The organism is Rufibacter sediminis, assembly GCF_014269285.1.
Taxonomy (GTDB): Bacteria; Bacteroidota; Bacteroidia; order Cytophagales; family Hymenobacteraceae; genus Nibribacter; species Nibribacter sediminis.
In genome coordinates this window covers 1-17,599 of sequence record NZ_JACOAF010000004.1, presented here as the reverse complement: position 1 = coordinate 17,599, position 17,599 = coordinate 1, and the positions used below count along the sequence as shown (strand labels likewise).

General features: G+C 54.0%; 13 protein-coding genes and 1 tRNA gene. 9 read left to right on the top strand and 5 right to left on the bottom strand.

Translation table 11 applies throughout. The features are described 5' to 3' along the window. Positions 1–286 precede the first annotated feature (286 nt). Entirely contained in the window at positions 287–2,623 is a 2,337-nt protein-coding gene (locus H7U12_RS01750; protein ID WP_186631937.1) for a GAF domain-containing protein, read from the top strand. Positions 2,624–2,804: 181 nt separating this feature from the next. On the opposite strand, the gene fabV is transcribed toward H7U12_RS01750, so the two are convergent. Both fabV and H7U12_RS01740 read right to left on the bottom strand, forming a co-directional pair. Beyond that, a complete protein-coding gene (gene fabV, locus H7U12_RS01745; RefSeq protein ID WP_186631934.1) occupies positions 2,805–3,995 on the bottom strand; it encodes an enoyl-ACP reductase FabV in 1,191 nt (396 codons plus the stop codon). A gap of 156 nt (positions 3,996–4,151) precedes the next feature. Beyond that, entirely contained in the window at positions 4,152–4,883 is a 732-nt protein-coding gene (locus H7U12_RS01740) for a phosphatase PAP2 family protein (RefSeq protein WP_206683849.1), read from the bottom strand. A 101-nt stretch (positions 4,884–4,984) separates the two neighbouring features. Here H7U12_RS01740 and H7U12_RS01735 point away from each other — a divergent pair, with 101 nt between their 5' ends. After that, on the top strand, positions 4,985–5,239 hold the full coding sequence (locus H7U12_RS01735) for a hypothetical protein (protein ID WP_186631929.1): 255 nt from the start codon (positions 4,985–4,987) through the stop codon (positions 5,237–5,239). 535 nt (positions 5,240–5,774) lie between these two features. Here the strand turns inward: H7U12_RS01735 and H7U12_RS01730 are convergent. From H7U12_RS01730 to H7U12_RS01720, 3 genes are all read right to left on the bottom strand, one after another. Further along, complete coding sequence (locus tag H7U12_RS01730; RefSeq protein WP_186631926.1) at positions 5,775–6,209, bottom strand: hypothetical protein; 435 nt, start codon at positions 6,207–6,209, stop codon at positions 5,775–5,777. A gap of 622 nt (positions 6,210–6,831) precedes the next feature. Continuing rightward, positions 6,832–6,913 (bottom strand) — tRNA-Leu (locus tag H7U12_RS01725). A 132-nt stretch (positions 6,914–7,045) separates the two neighbouring features. Next, entirely contained in the window at positions 7,046–7,765 is a 720-nt protein-coding gene (locus H7U12_RS01720) for a phosphatase PAP2 family protein (protein ID WP_186631922.1), read from the bottom strand. Positions 7,766–7,933: 168 nt separating this feature from the next. Between H7U12_RS01720 and H7U12_RS01715 the strand changes: the two genes are divergently transcribed. The 7 genes from H7U12_RS01715 (at position 7,934) to H7U12_RS01685 (ending at position 17,356) form a co-directional block, all read left to right on the top strand. Then, complete coding sequence (locus H7U12_RS01715; protein ID WP_186631919.1) at positions 7,934–8,428, top strand: CinA family protein; 495 nt, start codon at positions 7,934–7,936, stop codon at positions 8,426–8,428. Between the two features lie 189 nt (positions 8,429–8,617). Further along, entirely contained in the window at positions 8,618–9,274 is a 657-nt protein-coding gene (locus tag H7U12_RS01710) for a class I SAM-dependent methyltransferase (protein ID WP_186631916.1), read from the top strand. 77 nt (positions 9,275–9,351) lie between these two features. Beyond that, on the top strand, positions 9,352–11,187 hold the full coding sequence (locus tag H7U12_RS01705; protein ID WP_186631913.1) for a M61 family metallopeptidase: 1,836 nt from the start codon (positions 9,352–9,354) through the stop codon (positions 11,185–11,187). 184 nt (positions 11,188–11,371) lie between these two features. Then, the gene (locus tag H7U12_RS01700; RefSeq protein WP_186631909.1) at positions 11,372–11,992 is read left to right on the top strand and encodes a hypothetical protein; all 621 of its coding nucleotides are present in this window, start codon (positions 11,372–11,374) and stop codon (positions 11,990–11,992) included. 198 nt (positions 11,993–12,190) lie between these two features. Next, positions 12,191–13,666: a sodium:solute symporter gene (locus H7U12_RS01695; protein WP_186631906.1), complete on the top strand. Its 1,476-nt coding sequence runs from the start codon at positions 12,191–12,193 to the stop codon at positions 13,664–13,666. Between the two features lie 216 nt (positions 13,667–13,882). Further along, positions 13,883–15,331 carry a sodium:solute symporter gene (locus H7U12_RS01690; protein WP_186631903.1) on the top strand — a complete coding sequence of 483 codons (1,449 nt, stop codon included), beginning with the start codon at positions 13,883–13,885 and terminating at the stop codon, positions 15,329–15,331. A gap of 204 nt (positions 15,332–15,535) precedes the next feature. Next, positions 15,536–17,356 (top strand): ABC transporter ATP-binding protein, encoded by a 1,821-nt coding sequence (locus H7U12_RS01685; protein ID WP_186631900.1) that lies wholly within the window; start codon positions 15,536–15,538, stop codon positions 17,354–17,356. The last annotated feature ends 243 nt before the right edge of the window (positions 17,357–17,599 follow it).

The following is a 17,599-nucleotide window of genomic DNA, read 5'->3' as shown; positions in this document are numbered from 1 at the left end:
GCAGTGATCAGGCTAAAACAGTAGTTCCTGCTTTGGGCCTGTTTTCTGAAAAACAGGCCTAAAACGGGAAATGGCCGGGAGAAAGCCACCCAATGGGTTTTAGGCTTCTTTTCTGAAAACGGGCTTAAAACGGGAATCAGGCTTCGGACTTAAATAAGCTGCAGCAGTGATGAGACAGTGCCCCGTATGCTCTTTTCGCGTAGCTTTCCGACTTGAAAGAACATCCTGTTCCGCTTGCTCATTATTTCGTGTATCTGGGCAGTGGTTTTTGCGTTAAAAGGCCTGTATGCAATCCAACGATTTCCAGATTAGTGCTTCCTCCTTTCCGTTTAAGGCTTATCTGAGCCTGAAACCCATTATTACCTACTGGCAGCAGTTTCAGGATGACTGCAAGAGCAGCTTCACCCTGTGCGCCCAGGAAATCAACCGCCAGCTCCAGGAAATCCCTGAGATTCAAGAGCCCATCACCGACCTGAACGTGCTGGGTCCACAGCATACGTGCCTCATTGACCTGCTCATGACGGCCATCTTTCCGCCGGCCACGCATGAATCGGAGGCCAGCGGGGCCGTGGGGCCGGTCTATGATGCCAGCTTCTACTACACCCAGCCGTTCAAGCAGATCATCCTCAATGACAGCAACCACCTCAAACGCCCGCTCAACATAGACGAGCACCGCATGCTTTTCAACCGGGTGCGCATGCTGTACCTCATGATTCTGGAGAAATTCTACCAGGTGCAGGTGCCGCACGAGGAGTTCCTGATCTATACCGTTCCAGATTATCAGCTGGGCCTGTACCGCCACTACAACGTGGTGCTGAATACCCAGTTCCTGGACATCACCCTCACGCAGTCACTGCCCCCGCTCAGCGAAGACGACATCCAGACCATGCTGGACAACATCCGGGACATGGACATCTGGATGGAGCTGCTGCCGCCCCACCACTTTGAGGTGAGCGGTTTCTACATCATGAACCTCCTAGACGTCACCGATCAGGAAGTACTGTCTTCGCTCAAGAACGATTTGCTGGAGCGCGACGTCATGTTGGCCCCTGACCGGTTTGAGCAGCTGCAGGAAAAGATCCGGATTCTCTTCCGGCGGCCGCACCTGCAGTTGGGTGTGGCGGCTTTCCATAAAAACAAGAGCGCGTTCGTCAACTTCGGGAACAAGATCAACCACAGTTTTCTGCTGCAGAGCGAGATCACCAGTTCCAGCTACGCCGGTTTCAAAGCCATTTATGACGAACTGGTGCAGGAAGGCGTGCCGCTGGTGATCAAAAACGTGGAAGTCACCGATGAGCTGCCCGAGGGTGTGCGCGAGGAGATGCTGAGCATGGGCATCAAGAACATTGTGCTGGCCCTGCTGCGCTACGGCGATGAACCCATTGGTATTCTGGAACTGGGCTCCCCCAACCCCGGCGACTTAGACAATTTCTCCATCTCCAAGGTAGAGCAGTTCCTGCCCCTTTTCTCGGTGGCCGTGAACCGCAATTCAGAGGAGATAGAGGCGCGGGTACAATCGGTGATCCGGGAGAAATTCACGGCCATTCACCCCGTGTTGGAGTGGCGTTTTAGAGAGGCTGCCATGAACCTGCTGGACCGGATCAACGCCTCGCCCAACGCCTCCAGCCCCGAGATGGAGCCCATCATCTTCAAGGATGTCTACCCGCTCTACGCCGTGGCCGATGTGCGCAGCTCCAGTACTGAGCGGAACACCGCCATTCTGGGCGATTTGGTGGAGCACCTGCAACTGGCCGAGCGTGTTCTGAAGCAAGCCGTGGAAGTGCACTCGCTGCCCATTCTGGACGAACTGCGGTTCTCGGTTTCCAAGCACCTGCGTCAGCTCAAGAAAGGCGTGCTGGTGCAGGACGGCATCACCATTTTTGAAACGTTGCGCACCCAGGTGGAGCCCATGTTTCAGTTCCTGGAGGTGACCCACCCGGCCCTGGTCCCGCACATTCAGGACTACCGCGATGCCATGGACCCCACGTTGGGCATTCTGTACAAACGCCGGAAAGCCTTTGAGGAGAGCCTCACGCTCATCAACGAGACCATCTCTGAGTACGTGGAGCAGGAAGAACTCACCGCCCAGGAAATGTTCCCGCACTATTTTGAGCGCTTTGTCACCGATGGGGTGGAATTCAACATCTACGTGGGCCAGTCACTCGTAGAAAATCAGCCCTTCGACCTCATGTTTCTCCGGAACCTGCGTCTCTGGCAGTTGATGGTCATCTGCGAGGTGGCCCGCCGCACACAGGCCTTGAAGCCCCAGTTGAAGGTTCCTCTGGAAACCACCCAGCTCATCCTGATCCACAGCCAGCCGCTGGCCATCCGGTTCCGGCAAGACGAGCGCAAGTTCGACGTAGACGGCGCCTACAACATCCGCTACGAGATCGTGAAAAAGCGCATCGACAAAGCCCTGGTGCGCGATACTGAGGAGCGCCTCACTCAGCCCGGCAAGATTGCGATCGTCTACTCCCAGGCCCGTGATGCCAACGAGTACCTGGAGTACATTGAATACCTCCAGAACAAAGACATCTTAACCGAGCACGTGGAACAACTAGAGGTGGAAGACCTCCAGGGCGTCAGCGGCCTGAAAGCCCTGCGGGTGCAGATCAAGTGCTGAGGAATTGAGAGAGTGGGTTAGTAATCTCATCCAGTCAATTAGCTTCCTTTCCATCTACTTTTAGCCTTAAATCAAAAAAATACCCTTAAAACGGGAGAAGCGCCGAGTTACCGCGATGCTCCACCCGTTTTAAGGGTATTTTTTGAAAAGGAAGGGAAAAGTAGAAATCCTTCGGCAGGAATTACACCAGGCCGGGCACTTCCACTACCTCGTTCACATCAATATCGTATTCTACGCCCGCCACTTCAAAGCCGAACAGGTTGAAGAAATCGGTGCGGTAGCCGGCCAGATCCCCGATCTCCGAGAGGTTCTCGGTGGAGGCTTGCTCCCACAGGGCGGCTACTTCGGCTTGTACATCGTCGCGCATTTCCCAGTCATCTACGCGTATTCTGCCTTTATCGTCAACCGGCACCTCAGAACCGGTGTACAGGCGCTCCTGGTACAGGCGCTGGATCTGCTCAATGGTGCCTTCGTGGATGCCTTTGGCTTTCATCACTTTGTAGAGCAACGAAATGTACAGCGGAATCACTGGAATAGCCGAGCTGGCCTGCGTCACCAAGGCTTTGTTCACTGACACGTACGCTTTGCCGTTCAGATCTTTCAAAGAATCTGAAATGGTGAAGGCGGTGGCCTCCAGGTGGTCTTTGGCCCGCCCGATGGTGCCTTTGCGGTACACGGCCTCGGTGAGGGATGGCCCGATGTACGAGTACGCCACGGTGGTAGCGCCGGGTGCCAGCAAATCGGCGGCTTTCAAGGCTTCCATCCACATGGCCCAGTCTTCGCCGCCCATCACGGCCACGGTATTTTCGATGTCTTCGTCAGAGGCCGGGGTGATGCTCACCTCCGTCACGTTGCCGGTATGGAAATCAACGGTTTTGTTGGAGAACGTCTGCCCGATGGGTTTCAGCACGGAGTTGTGCACGACGCCCGTTTTAGGGTGCACCCGGCGCGGGGAGGCCAGGCTGTAGATCACCAGGTCAATTTGGCCCAGATCAGATTTGATCAGATCCAGCGTTTTCTGCTTGATTTCGTCAGAGAAAGCGTCGCCGTTGATGCTTTTGGCGTACAGGCCGGCCTCGTGGGCTTGTTTCTCAAACGCGGCGGTGTTGTACCAGCCCGGTGAACCCGGTTTGCCCTCAGCGGACGGTTTCTCGAAGTACACGCCAATGGTGGCGGCGTTTGACCCGAAGGCGCTGGTGATTCTGGAAGCCAGCCCGAAACCGGTGGAGGCGCCAATGACCAACACTTTTTTAGGTCCGTCAATCGCACCCTTAGATTTCACATAGTTGATCTGGTTTACTACGTTCTGTTCGCATCCTTTGGGATGGGCGGTAAGGCAGATAAAGCCGCGTACTCTGGGCGTAATAATCATATAATGCTTTTTTATCAGATGAATCTGTCCGTCTGGAAAGTCTGTTTCAGACGTAAATTTGTCATTTTTATTTCAAAATCCACTAGAAAGACTTCTGGCCGACGCGCTTTGGGTAGCTGGCAGCCGTATTTCCCATTTTACATCCCGGTTTTTGGCTCAGCCCTCCACCTGTTTTTCCACCTTCCGGCCCAGCCGTTGCTGGAGTTTGTTCAGCAGGAAAATGGCGATGATGAGCCAAAAGACTCCGGCGGCCCAGCCAGCCAGCACATCAGAGGCGTAATGCACGTTGAGGTACACGCGGCTAAAGCCGATGAGCAGAATCCAGACAGCCAGCAGAATACTCAGCGTCCACCGCAGCCAGACGTTCCGTACGTTGGTCCAGACCAGGTACACAATCAGGCCCCAAAACGCCCCGCCAATCATGGCGTGCCCGCTGGGAAAGCTGTTGCCGTTCACGTGCATGAAAGCGCTCTCGGGCCGGGGCCGGTCAAAGAAGAATTTCATGCTTTGGTTGAAGAGCGTGGTAGTGGCCGAGATGGCGATGATCTTGAGCGAGTAAAATCGCCATTTTTTGAAAATCAGGAATAAAGCGGCCAACCCCAGCGACCCGAAAATAAGGAAATTCTTGGACCCGAAGAAGGTGATGAAGTACATGGCATCGGTGGTCTCGGGGTCGGTGAGATCTCCCGCGAACGCGAAGGCGGCCTGGTCCAGCGCTTTTTCCTGCTCTATGAACACCACGGTAGCCATCCAGAAAAACAGGAACGCTGATCCCACAAACACCACCCAGGCAATGAGCACCTGCAGGCTGATGACGGTGAGCACCGCGCCCGCTTTTTTGCCGCTTTCTCCCACTTTCTCCTCCATAGGCTGTCTTGGTTGGTTCAAAGCTTTTACGCAAGTGAGCCCTAAAACAGATACATGCAGCTTTTCATCAGAAAGAACGGGGAAGGAAAATCCAGGGCCAAGGCGCACTTCGTATATGCACTATGTTACACCTCCTCGGGTTTATCTACTTAGACTTTGCCGGCCGCGCCGACTACCTGATGACGCACGGCCGCTATCTGACCAGCCGCACCGAAGGCGAGTTTGAGGTGCAGTTGTACTGGACACCCAACTTCTTTGCCGAGGTCTACTTCTCGCCGGCCCGGCACCGCAACGAGAAAATCAGCGCGATCACTGAGAAACCAACCTTTGATGAGTACCTGGCCTACATCAGCTTACCGCAGTTATTGAGCCAATGAGTTTTAGGGCTCTTTTTCAGAAAGTCGGCCCAAAACAAGCACCCGGAAGCGCAGCCTCTCACCTTCAATTCAAGCGAAGGATAGCATACGGAGGTGTTGGAAGAAACTGACGCAACTGAAAACAGGAAGACGAGACCGATGACAGATGTTACTGATTGTCTAACGTTTAAGATGCTATTCGCCAAGAACAAAAAGGAAAAGAACGGTGACCTAGATAAACCGCGCCTCAAAAGCCCGCTAATTCAGTACTCCCCGAACCACGATTCCAGTATTTTCCCTGATGCTTTGCGGTTTACTTGTATCTACATTTGTATTGTCTGTCTCTAGTCCGGTCAATTGGGGAACTACTTGAAACCGAGACTTTCTTGAGATGAGGGAGCCGAGGTCATGGACTTCCGGCTCTTTTCCTTTTATAAGCCAGCAATAGCGTTTCTCTTCCAGACAGGTTTCTCCTCTGCCCTACTCAGACGATCAAGAAGCCCGAACTCTTTCTGACGCGTATCAGCCTTCACCTGAGAACTAACCGTAGAAGTTCTCACGAACCTGGTTGCGGGGCCATCGGGGTCCGGAGCCATTCAAAAGCGTCTCCTTTGTCGTTGAACGCCCTGAACTCAATTGTCGATTCTTTTCCCTGAAAAATTTCTGCCACCGTAGACACCGCCCGCGCCTGCAGGTTCTGAATGGAATTGTTCACCCGGGCAAATCGCAGCAATTGGGTAGACGTAAGCTTGATGATGAAGTCCTGCACCGTGGGCCGGTACACCCTGTCCTCCATTTTCACCACGGACACATCACTGGAATCCAGGATCAGATTCTTGGTGGCATGTGTACTCACCTGATCAGCTACTATATCCAGGGCTCGCCTCAGCTCCTTCGCGCCATACTCCTCTACACTAGGGAGTTTGGCATACATAATATCCTCCGCTGGCTCATAGCTGATCGTGATTAACCAATTTTCGAATATAATCATATCAAGATTTTTCATAAATGTAAGCTCCCTTGCGGAAATTTAAAATCTTCAGCCGATGAAATACCCCTATTTGCCGGTGAATGCCCCTAAACACTCGTTAAAAAATCGCTGCTGTTTCATGATGGGCACAAGTGCGCTTCCGCTGAAGTAGCTGGCCATCAACCGGTCAGCTAGCAAGAAAATAGTACCAGCACTGAATTTTGGCCTGATGCTAAAGGAGACGGATATCCGTTTATAGCCTGATTTCAGAAAACCCTTGTAGAAGAAGATAGAACTGAACTTGAGAAGCTAGTTTGACCGCAAGTAAAGAGAATGAGAGTGCCTTAGAGAATCGGACCAATACCCTTCTCAAAGGCTTCACCGAGGGCTGGATAGGATACCCCGCCTTTTTAGCAATAGCAAGAGCCCTTTTGTTTTATACAGAGTGGAAATCAGGATGCCTTAGATGCCGGTCTGCTACTGGTTTCTAAATATCCCTTGCGTACCTAAAGTGAATCTAAACTCATCACGAGGAGTGGAATGTTTTTCCTCAATCCATTATAATGGTCTATTCACTTCCGCTTTCGCGCGCTAAACAAAAAAGCGGTACAACTTTGTGAGTTGTACCGCTTTTAAGAGTTTGTGCGCAGGGGGAGATTCGAACTCCCACACCCGAGGGCGCTGCCGCCTGAAGACAGTGCGTCTACCAATTTCGCCACCTGCGCATCAATGCCCCTTCATTGCTTTAGGGTGCACAAAACTACCTACTTTTTCTTTAACTGCAATAGCTCCGCCAACTTTTTGCGTAAAATTTTACGTCGTTTTTTCCTTCCTACACACAATCAGGCACTTATTTTTTACTCAATCAGCGGGGCCTCGCCTTTCACCACCGGGTTCAGGTTGCGTTTGGAGAATTTCTCCATGCGGTTGAGCACAAAGAGCGCCAGAATCACCCAGCCCAACCCCGCCGCCAGCCCGGCCAGCACATCGGTGGCGTAGTGCACATGCAGGTACACCCGGCTGAAGCCAATGAACAGAATCAGGAGCGAGAGCAGCGTGATCAGGAGAATGCGCCAGGGGGTTTCCTCCACGCTCTTCCAGACCAGGTAAATGAGCAGACCATAGAAAGAGGCGCTGATCATGGCGTGCCCGCTGGGGAAACTGAGCCCGTAGGAGTCTACCAGGTGCGGCACCAGCGGCCGGGGCCGGTTGAACAGGTATTTCAAGATGAGGTTCAGGGTGATACTGCCTACCGCAATGACCGGTACCTTCACCGAGTACCACTTGTGTTTTTTCACGAACAGGAAATACCCGATGAGCATGAGACCCGCACCCGAGATGAAGTTACGCGAGGCCAGAAACGTGATGCCTTTGATAAACTCGGTGAGCGTAGGATTGGCCCGCTCATCGGCCCAGGCGAAGGCGCGGCTGTCAAACTTCAGCTCCTTGCCCGGCAGCACTTCCTTGGCCAGCCAGAAAAACACCACCAGACACAGAATAAACACCGTCCACGTCACAATCAGCTCCACCGTGAACAAAGCGGTGGTCGCCACAAATTTCCGAAATCTTTTTTTCATAGTGTCACCTCCCGGAGCCCGCCGTTTTAGTCTTATTCCGGTAAAAGGGCCCTTAAACAGCACAATTCATTAAAGTACGTATCTGGCTGGGCCCGTGTTGGGCACGGCGTTGGGGCAACCCCGGCCGCTTAATGCAGTATGATGTTTCATAGCCTGAGACCAGACCGTATGAAAGCAGAAGAATTAACCCAACTTATTCTCAAACTGAAGGACAAGAACCTCTCCCTGGCTTTCGCCGAAAGCTGCACCGCCGGCAGCCTGGCCGCCGCCGTGAGCGAAGCCACCGGCACCACCGACGTGTTCTTGGGCAGCATGGTCACCTACAGCGAGCTAGCCAAGACCAAAGTACTGGGCGTGAAGCCCGAGACCCTCAAACTCTACACCGCCGAAAGCCAACAGACCACCAACGAAATGGTGCAGGGCCTCCAGAAACTGCTCAAAGCCGATGTCTGCGTAGCCGTGACCGGTCTCTTTGGGCAGGGCGCTTCTGAAACCGCGGAGAAACCCATCGGCAGCACCTTTATCTCCATCCTGTTCAAAGACAAAGTGGAGGAATACCGCCAAGTCTTCAAAGGCGATGCCCAGAAAATGCGGCAGCAGACCGAGGATTTCATCTTCCAGAAACTCAATGACACCCTAGACCGCCACTTCCAGCACGTGTAAACGCCAGGGAATTGGTGTAGCGGTGTAGGCTGCTATCAGGGGAAAGGCTTTTTGAGGTAGTTTCAGAAAAACGGCTGCAAAACACCTGTCCCCATTCACAACCCGTGGGCAGACGCCTTGCTTTTCTGGACTGTAGATGCGTTTTTCTGCTACTTTTGGAAAAACAGCCCCAAAACGGCAGATACGCGCATGTCTTCACCTTCGGTCCCAGATTTCAATTGTATTGCGCCGGTGTATGATGCACTGGCGCAGCTGGTGTACGGCGATGCGCAAAAACGGGCCCAGGCCCACTTTCTTTCCTTGATTCCGGCAGGTGCCCGGGTGCTGGTATTAGGCGGCGGCAGCGGCTGGATTCTAACGGAACTTCTTCGCCAAAGCGCGCCCGTGCATGTCCTGTATCTGGAACCCGCCCGCAACATGCTGCAACAGGCGCAAAACCGGTTCCGAAACACCTCTTCCACCGCCCAGGTGGAGTTCAGGCTGGGCACCGAGCTCGACCTCACCCCGCAGGAAACGTTTCACGTGGTACTTACCCCTTTCGTGCTGGACCTGTTCCCAGCGGCGGAGGCTTACGCCATGATGCAACGGCTTTCGCAGGCGCTGCTGCCCGGCGGGCTCTGGCTCCACACCGATTTCCACGCCTCCGCTCCAGAGAGCCAGCCCGTCTGGCAAAAGCTGCTCCTCTGGGGCATGTACCGCTTTTTCGGCGTGGTCAGCAATCTCTCGGCCCGTGAGTTGCCGCCGTTTGAGGCCTTGTTTCAGAAAATCGGCTTTAAAACACACCGGGAGGCCTTTTACTTCCGGAAATTCATCCGGGCGCAGGTGCTGCAAAAGGCTGTCTTCTGACCAATCACAACTTATTGAGCCGGGGGTGGAAGTTCTAAGCTTTCCTGTGTACCTTGGGGGTTGAAACATCCTTTTCCATGAAGAAAACCCTCTTCACCGCCCTCGCCCTCGCGGCCATGGCGTTTGCTTCTCCCCTACGGGCGCAACAGAGCGTCGCGTACCAGGTTTCCTTTGAAAATGCCGCCCACCGCGAGGCCACCGTCACCGCCACGTTCAAAGGCGTGACCGCCCCGGTGCTGGAAGTCAGAATGGCGCGCTCCTCGCCCGGGCGCTATGCCCTGCATGAGTTCGCCAAAAACGTGTACAACGTGCAAGCCACCGACGGGCAGGGCCGCACCCTGGCCGTCAATCGGCCGAACCTGCACCAGTGGAATGTCTCGGGGCATGACGGAACCGTGACGGTGAAATACACCCTGTTCGCCGACCACCCCGATGGCACCTACGCCGGGGTGAACCTCAGCCACGCGCATCTGAACGCGCCCGCCACCTTCATGTACGCCAACGGCCTGGAGAAAGCCCCCGTGCAGGTCTCCTTCACGCCGCCGGCCGGCAAGAACTGGACCGCAGCCACGCAGCTGAAACGCGAAACCGCGCCGCTTACTTTCTCGGCCCCCGATTTCCAGTACCTCATGGACAGCCCCACCGAGCTGGCCGACCTGAAATGGCGCGAGTGGAACGTGCAGGAAAAAGGACGCACCCAGAAAATCAGAATCGGGTTGCACCACCAGGGCACCGAGCAGCAGCTAGACGAATACACCCAGCGGGCCAAACGCATTGTGGCCGAGGCGCAGGCTGTCTTTGGCGAGCTCCCCACCTTTGACTACGGCGAATATACGTTCATTGCCTGCTATCTGCCGGGTACGCCCGGCGATGGCATGGAGCACCGCAACTCCACCGTCATCACCAGTTCGCGTCCGCTGGAAACCGGCATGAACCCGAACCTCGGCACGCTGTCCCACGAGTTTTTCCACGCCTGGAACGTGGAGCGCATCCGCCCGAAAAGCCTGGAGCCGTTCAATTTCGCGGATGCCAACATGAGCGGGGAACTGTGGCTCGCCGAAGGCTTTACCAGCTACTACGGCACCCTGCTGATGGCCCGAGCCGGGGTAACTCCCCAAGCCGATTACCTGAAGAGTGTTGGGTACCCTATTCTGGCGGTGACGGTCTCGCCGGGGAAAGATTATTTCTCGCCGGTGGAGATGAGCCAGCAGGCTCCGTTTGTAGATGCCTCTCGCTCGGTAGACGCTACCAACCGCACCAACACCTATATCTCCTACTACACCTACGGCAACGCCATCGCCATTGGGCTGGACTTCACCCTGCGCACCAAATTCAAGAACCTGACCCTGGATGACTACATGCGCCTGCTCTGGCAGCGCCACGGCAAACCCGAGAAACCCTACACCCTGCCGGAGTTAGAAAAAGCCCTGGCTGACCTGACCAAAGATGCCGCGTTCGCGCAGGATTTCTTTAAGCGGCACATCTACGGGAAAGAAGCCCTGCCCTATGAGAGTTTAGCCCGCCAGATGGGTTTGGCGCTGCAATCATCCAAAAACGCGGTACTGGGCTGGGAAGGCCTTAAGTTCCAGAACGACCAAGCCACCATTGCCCAAGGCACTTTCGCCAACAGCCCGCTCTACAAAGCCGGCCTGGATCGTGACGATGTCCTCCTGACGCTCAACGGGCAGAAACTGTCCAGCCAGAAAACGCTGGATAGCCTGTTGACCCAACACAAACCCGGCGACCAGGTGCAACTGGAAGTTGTGCAGCAGGGCACTAAGAAAACCGTGCCGCTCACCCTGGCCCAGAATCCGCAACTGGAACTGGTGCTGCTGGAGAAACTGAACCAACCCGTGGCCAAAGACGCGAAAGCCCGCCGGGAAGCGTGGCTGAGCAAGAAAAGCAAAGGGTAAAATTCAATGATTGGACAAACCACCGTTTCGGGCCTCATTTCTGAAAATCAGGCCCGAAACGGAAAGAAGTAAACTATTGACCGGTGTTCCTGCGTTAAAGAGAGGAAATACCTTTATCTTAGTTGCATTACTGGAAGAGGCATAGGTAATCCATCTTCCAGCGGCGCATTTTCCTTTCATTGAGATGTCAAACAAACGGTTTATACATATTCTCTTCGTCCTGCTGGTGTGGGCAGCAGGCGTTCAGCCCGGCCAGGCGCAGGAACTAACGGGCACCTCCTCTTCCCTGGACAGCCTCCAGGCACCGGCTCGTTTTGTGCCCCGGGTGAGCTACGGCCTCAACGCGGGCGCGGGATTCAGTAATTTCGGATCGGTTTCTTACGTGGAGCCGCGGGTGCAGTACCAGCTGAGTCCCCGGTTCAGCGTGTTCAGCAGTTTGACCATGTTGCAGACCTGGGGCGGACCTACGTTCAGAACCACTTCCCGCGAGGGCACTTCTACGGTGATGTCCGCTGCCCCAGACCGGCAGTACCTGCTGCACGTGGGCGGTTCCTACGCCATGAGCGAAAAGCTCTTGCTCAGCGGCAGCGTCTGGAAAGACCTGAATCCATCGGTAAGCAATCGGATGAACTACAATCCATTTACCTACGGTCGTCTGCCGAACCAGGGCTTTCAGTTTCAGGCCCAGTACCAGGTGGCGCCTAACGTGACAGTATCGGGAGGGGTACGGTACAGCAACGGCCCTCAAAACTACGGGTATGGCGGGTATCCGGGGGCTGGGTTTAACTCTCCCTGGGGGTTCTAAAATGATGAACAATTTTTAAAATTTATTAAAAAGCCTTGCTACCTTTTGTTAGCAAGGCTTCTTTTTTTACCTATCTTTTTTATTAAATTCATCAAAAGAAGGTGTAATCATGCGCTGCTGCTTACATCTAGTATCGTTTTCTTCTATATTTGCTTTCCTAGCTAACAACAAGAACCACAAAACCCCACCTTTCTGCGCATGTCGTCAACGCTTATCCTGGGCATTATTACCGCTTACTTCTGTATTCTAATCCTCATCTCGTTTCTGACCAGTAAAAAAGGCGAATCAACGGAAAGCTTCTTTCTGGCCAACCGGGCATCGCCGTGGTACGTGGTGGCGTTCGGGATGATCGGGACCTCGCTTTCGGGCGTGACGTTTATCTCGGTGCCGGGCATGGTGGAGAAGGCGCAGTTCTCGTACTTGCAGTTGATTTTGGGCAACATGCTGGGGTATTTTGTGGTGGCTTTGGTCCTGATGCCCCTGTATTACCGCCTCAATCTAGTGTCCATTTACACCTACCTGGAGCAGCGGTTTGGCTATTGGTCGTATAAAACAGGGGCGGGTTTCTTCCTGCTTTCCAGAACCCTGGGCGCGGCCTTGCGCCTGTACCTGGTGACGGGCGTTCTCCAACTCGCCGTTTTTGATGGATTGGGCGTGCCTTTTGAGGTGACCGTGATCATCACCATCGGGCTGATCTGGGTGTACACGTTCCGGGGCGGCATGAAAACCATCATCTGGACCGATACTTTCCAGACGCTGGCCATGCTTTTGTGCGTGGGCATCAGCATCATCACCATCTCACAGGACCTGAACCTCTCTTTCAATGGCATGGTGGACACCATCAGCGAAAGCAAGTACTCTCAGCTGTTCTTCTGGGACGTGAAAGATCCACGTTACTTCTTCAAGCAGTTCTTGTCTGGTTTCTTCATCTCCATTGTGATGGTGGGCCTGGACCAGGACATGATGCAGAAAAACCTGAGCTGCAAAAACCTGAAGGAGGCACAGAAAAACATGTTCTCCTTCACCGTGATCATCCTGTTTGTGAACATCCTGTTCCTGAGCCTGGGTGCCTTGCTGTACCTGTTTGCTCAATCCAAGGGCATTGACCTGCCCGCGAAAGGCGATAACGTGTTCCCGTTCCTGGCCTTGAATTATTTCTCTCCGTTTATGGGCATTGTGTTTATTCTGGGGATCACCGCTATTACGTATGCCTCCGCTGACTCGGCGCTGACGGCGCTCACCACCTCTTTCTGCGTGGATTTCCTGGACTTCAAAAACAAACCCGAGGCGCAACGCGTCCGGCTGAAGAACTGGACCCACCTGGCTTTCTCCGTGATCATGGCGGTGGTGATCGTTATCTTCAAGATTGTGAACGATGAGAGCGTGGTACAAGCCGTGTTCAAGGTGGCGGGTTACACCTACGGACCGCTCCTGGGGCTGTATTCCTTCGGGGTGTTCACGAACCGTCCCGTGCGCGACAATCTGGTTCCGCTGGTCTGCGTGCTGGCTCCCATCCTGACGTACATCATCAGCCTGAATTCCGCAGATTGGTTCTGGGGCTATGAATTCGGGTTTGAGGTGTTGATTCTGAACGGCTTCCTGACGTTTATGGGGCTATTCTCCATCTCCAGAAAAAGAACCGAGTTTGTAGATGTCACCGAGAGCTATGCCTAAATAGCCGCTCCGCCGATAGCAATTCTGCTGGACTCCCCGTTTCAGGCCTCTTTTCCGGAAAAGAGGCCCGAAACTGGGAGTTCTTTTCTATCACTTTGGAGCAAGTTGGGTTTCCAGGCGATTTTCCTGAAAAGAGGCTCAAAACAAAGCGGCTTGATTTACGGGCCTTTGCCGTACTTTTGTGCGCCTTTCTCTAAAACGGGCGTAAAACCTGCCATGTCACCTCTTCTCATCCTCGGCATTATTGTCGCCTATTTTTTCCTGCTGCTGCTGGTCTCTTTTGTCACGAGCAAAAAAGGCGAGTCTACGGCGGGTTTCTTTCTGGCCAACCGGGCTTCGCCGTGGTACGTGGTGGCGTTTGGGATGATCGGGACTACGCTCTCTGGCATCACGTTCGTGTCTATTCCGGGCATGGTGGAGAAAACGGGGTTCACGTACCTGCAGATGGTGCTGGGCTACGCGCTGGGGTATCTGGTCATTGGGGTGGTGTTGCTGCCGCTCTATTACCGGCTGAATCTGGTTTCCATTTACACGTACCTGGAGCAGCGACTGGGATTTTGGTCGTACAAGACGGGCAGTGCCTTTTTCCTGCTGTCCCGCACTTTGAGCGCGGCGTTGCGGCTGTACCTGGTGGCGGGCGTGTTGCAGCTGGCGGTGTTCGGGCCGCTGGGCATCCCGTTTGCGGGCACGGTGGGCATCACCATCGCGTTCATCTGGGTCTATACGTTCAGAGGCGGCATGAAAACCATCATCTGGACCGATACCCTGCAAACGCTGGCCATGCTCCTGTGCCTGGGCATCAGTATCTGGGTGGTCTCCGAGGAACTGCACCTCTCCTTTTCCGGTATGGTGGACACGATCAGCCGAAGCCAATACGCCCAAGTGTGGGAAGGTGACGTGAAAGCGCCCAATTTCCTGCTGAAGCAGTTGGTGGCCGGGGCGTTCATCACCATTGCCATGACGGGGCTGGACCAGGACATGATGCAGAAGAACCTGAGCTGCCGCAACCTGCCCGAGGCGCAGAAAAACATGTTCTGGTTTACGGTGATTCTGCTGCTGGTGAACCTGCTGTTTTTGTGCCTGGGCGCGCTCCTTTATCTCTACGCCGCGGAGAAAGGCATTGTGCTCCCCACCAAAGGAGACGATGTGTTTCCGGCGCTGGCCTTGCAGCACTTCCCGGCAGTGGCGGCGGTGGCGTTTATCCTGGGCATCACGGCCATCACCTACGCCTCGGCAGACTCCGCACTCACGTCCTTGACCACCGCCTTCTGCGTGGATTTTCTGAACTTCCAGCATCGGCCGGAGGCCCAACGCATCCGCTACAAGAACTGGGTACATTTGGGCTTCTCGGGGCTGCTCATGGGCGTCATCCTGCTTTTCAGGCTGTACAATGATGCCAGCATCATCGCCACGCTCTTCACCCTGGTGGGTTACACTTATGGTCCCTTGCTGGGCATGTTCACCTTCGGTTTGGTGACGGATAGATCTGTGCGGGACCGCGTGGTTCCGGTGCTGGGGGTGCTCTCGCCGGTGCTTACGTATGTGATCAGCGCGAACTCTGCGGAGTGGTTCTGGGGCTACCAGTTTGGCTTTGAGGTGCTGCTGCTGAACGGCCTGCTCATGTTTCTGGGCCTTTGGCTGGTATCTTCCCGTAAAACAACGTAGGCAGCCGGCGGTTTCCTGTTTTAGAGGCAGCGGAAGTCGTTCGTATTCTCTACCTTTGCGGGTTGCTTTCCCTGTTTCAGCGGATGGCTTCCGGTTTTAGGCCTATTTTCTTAAAAACAGGCCTAAAACCGGAAGAAGCACACAAACAGCAGTCTGTGGTCATTTTCCAATGGCCCGGTTTTTTACTTAACCAGTAAATAGTACATGGCAAAACGAGGATTCGGGCCGGGAGCGGCAGCCGGACTTGAAACAGAAGGCAAACCCAAGTTGAACAAAGAGAGTTTACGGCGGGGCCTTCAGATATTCAGATTTCTTCTTCCTTATAAAACCAAGTTCTACATTGGCTTGGGGTTTCTGTTGTTCTCCAGCCTCACGTTCATGGCGTTTCCGGCGGTCACCGGCATGCTCCTGGATGCGGCTGTGGGCAAGCCTACCGCTTTCTTCCAGGACATTGACCTCATCGCGCTGCTGTTATTTGGCGTGATTGCCTTGCAGGGAATTTTCTCCTTCTTCCGGGTCTATTTCTTTGCCCAGGTCAGTGAAAACGCCATCGCCGACATCCGCAAAAGCCTTTACACGCAATTCATGGGCTTGCCGCTCACCTTCTTTGAGCAGCGCCGCGTGGGCGAAATCACCAGCCGCATCACCTCAGACGTAAGTTACATCCAGGACGGCTTCTCCATTACGCTGGCCGAATTGTTCCGCCAGGTGACTACTTTGCTGGTGGGCATCGGGTTCATCATGTTCATCTCGGTGAAGCTCTCCCTGTTCATGCTGGCTACGTTTCCGGTGCTGGTCATTTTGGCCATGGTTTTCGGAAAACGGCTTAAAAAACTGTCGCGCAAAACCCAGGACGAGCTGGCGGTCACCAACGTGATTGTGGAGGAAACGCTCCAGGCCATTCAGGTGGTGAAAGCGTTCACCAACGAGCTGTTCGAGATCAACCGCTACAAACAGGCGTTAAGCCGATCTGTGAAGACGGCGATTACCACCTCTTTTTACCGTGGCACCTTCATCTCCTTTATCATCATCGGGCTGTTTGGCGGCATTATTCTGGTGATCTGGTACGGGGCTAGCCTGGTACAACGTGGCGAGCTGACCTTTGGCGAGCTGACCTCTTTTATCTTGTACACCACCTTTATCGGCGCCTCAGTGGCGGGTTTGGGTGATCTGTACGCGAAAATTCAGGTATCCATTGGTGCCTCTGACCGCATTCTGGAGATTCTGGACCAACCAGTAGAACAACCTGACCTGGGCCTTCCCGCCCCGGCTACCCTTCGCTTTAAAGGCGATGTCCGTTATGACCACGTGGGCTTCTCCTACCCTACCCGCCCCGACCTGCCCGTCCTACAGAACATCCATTTTGACATCAAAGCCGGCGAAAAAATTGCCTTGGTAGGCTCCAGCGGCGCCGGTAAATCTACCATTGCGCAATTGCTCATGAAGTTCTACAAGATAGAGCAAGGCAGCATTTACGTCGATGACCAGAATATCAACCAGTTTCACCTCCACGATCTTCGCAGCAACCTGGGCATTGTTCCGCAGGAAGTTCTGCTCTTTGGGGGCACCATCCGGGAAAACATTGCCTACGGTAAACCCGATGCCACCGATGAAGAGGTGCACCTAGCCGCCCAAAAAGCCAATGCCCTGCAGTTTATCCAATCTTTCCCCGAGGCTTTTGGTACGGTAGTAGGTGAACGCGGCATTAAATTATCCGGTGGTCAGCGCCAGCGCATCGCCATTGCCCGCGCCATCCTGAAAGACCCCGCTATCCTCATTCTGGACGAAGCCACCAGTTCCCTTGACTCTGAGTCTGAGATGCTGGTGCAGGAAGCCATGGATGAACTGATGAAGAACCGCACCACCATCATCATCGCCCACCGCCTGGCCACCATCCGGAAAGTAGACAAGATCCTGGTGATTGACAAAGGACAGATTGTAGAACAGGGCTCCCATGAGGAACTAGCCCACAACCCCCAGGGCATCTATGCCAACCTGCTGAAATTGCAGTTTGATGTGCGGTGATTATGTTAACTCTTTACCAATTAAAGCCGTGCAAAACTTCTCTTCATATAATTCGCCTTAGATTTTAGCTTTTATTTAAAATATTAAGAAAATACCTCAAGAATAAGGCAACCTAAAATAAATACTACCGTTTAATGGGCATTTTATAGCTCTTATTAGGGCGCGTTGACAAATAGGGAATGATTTTGGTTTGATCTTGTTGCTGTTATAAAAGTTTATGAGACGCTACGAGATCACGGACCG

Excerpts from the sequence above, each read along its gene's own strand:
- H7U12_RS01750 (WP_186631937.1), top strand. The coding sequence starts at position 287 with ATGCAATCCAACGATTTCCAGATTAGTGCTTCCTCCTTTCCGTTTAAG.
- fabV (WP_186631934.1), bottom strand. The coding sequence starts at position 3,995 with ATGATTATTACGCCCAGAGTACGCGGCTTTATCTGCCTTACCGCCCAT.
- H7U12_RS01735 (WP_186631929.1), top strand. The coding sequence starts at position 4,985 with ATGTTACACCTCCTCGGGTTTATCTACTTAGACTTTGCCGGCCGCGCC.
- H7U12_RS01730 (WP_186631926.1), bottom strand. The coding sequence starts at position 6,209 with ATGATTATATTCGAAAATTGGTTAATCACGATCAGCTATGAGCCAGCG.
- H7U12_RS01720 (WP_186631922.1), bottom strand. The coding sequence starts at position 7,765 with ATGAAAAAAAGATTTCGGAAATTTGTGGCGACCACCGCTTTGTTCACG.
- H7U12_RS01715 (WP_186631919.1), top strand. The coding sequence starts at position 7,934 with ATGAAAGCAGAAGAATTAACCCAACTTATTCTCAAACTGAAGGACAAG.
- H7U12_RS01710 (WP_186631916.1), top strand. The coding sequence starts at position 8,618 with ATGTCTTCACCTTCGGTCCCAGATTTCAATTGTATTGCGCCGGTGTAT.
- H7U12_RS01705 (WP_186631913.1), top strand. The coding sequence starts at position 9,352 with ATGAAGAAAACCCTCTTCACCGCCCTCGCCCTCGCGGCCATGGCGTTT.
- H7U12_RS01700 (WP_186631909.1), top strand. The coding sequence starts at position 11,372 with ATGTCAAACAAACGGTTTATACATATTCTCTTCGTCCTGCTGGTGTGG.
- H7U12_RS01695 (WP_186631906.1), top strand. The coding sequence starts at position 12,191 with ATGTCGTCAACGCTTATCCTGGGCATTATTACCGCTTACTTCTGTATT.
- H7U12_RS01690 (WP_186631903.1), top strand. The coding sequence starts at position 13,883 with ATGTCACCTCTTCTCATCCTCGGCATTATTGTCGCCTATTTTTTCCTG.
- H7U12_RS01685 (WP_186631900.1), top strand. The coding sequence starts at position 15,536 with ATGGCAAAACGAGGATTCGGGCCGGGAGCGGCAGCCGGACTTGAAACA.